The organism is Bifidobacterium sp. C0047B3, from assembly GCF_056590535.1.
On the sequence record NZ_JBWPWH010000011.1, the window covers coordinates 1 to 743 of the forward strand.

Genomic DNA, 743 nt, shown 5'->3' on the forward strand with positions numbered 1-743 from the left:
ACGAAGGCAGGGTAGATTTGTGTGGTATTGCATTGGGAATTCGGTCGCGCTTACGCAAATGTAGTTTCGGCGTGTCGCGTCAGAATGGCGGTTTTGCAACGTTTTGTGGGCGCGACGGTCTGCTTGAGCGCTGCATTGCGCGCGCGAAAGCAACTTGGAGCGCCGAGCTTGCTCAGGGTTGAAAGCACAGTGTGCTTTCAACGCAAGCGAGGTCTGCCTTCGTCTCGATTGACGAAGGCAGGGTAGATTTGTGTGGTATTGCATTGGGAATTCGGTCGCGCTTACGCAAATGTAGTTTCGGCGTGTCGAACAAGAGTGGCTATATTGCAACGTTTTATGAGTGGGTTGGGGGAGTATTAAAGAGTTTCCTGAGAGTTTTCTGAGAAAAATCTTTAAAAACCTTGAAATTGACATTTTTACGAAAAATAACGCGTAATACTGTATTTTTTACTCTTAAAAATAGTTTGACTGAAATATTTACGCAAAAACATCGATGTTTTTTGTTAATGAGCTGCGTGTCGGCTCTTGACTTTTGCGAACGGGGGGGGGGTATGTTAATAACAGCTTCCAGCCAGACGTTCTGCGCTGGTAGTTATTCACAAAAACTTAAATTGTGAATATTTAGATTTTTCTTCGCACACATGGTGCGAAGGAGAAGAAGAAAGGAAATATTATGTTGAATAAGAAGGCTATCGCCGCATTCGCTGCTGGCGCCACCCTCCTCTCCGGTTTCGCTTTTGCTG

1 protein-coding gene is annotated in these 743 nt (G+C 45.4%); it reads left to right on the forward strand.

Annotated features, from left to right (window positions below):
- The coding region (locus AC1EKT_RS06230) for a hypothetical protein (protein WP_481616916.1) at positions 1-182 on the forward strand (182 nt) is incomplete at its 5' end.
- Positions 183-743 lie beyond the last annotated feature (561 nt).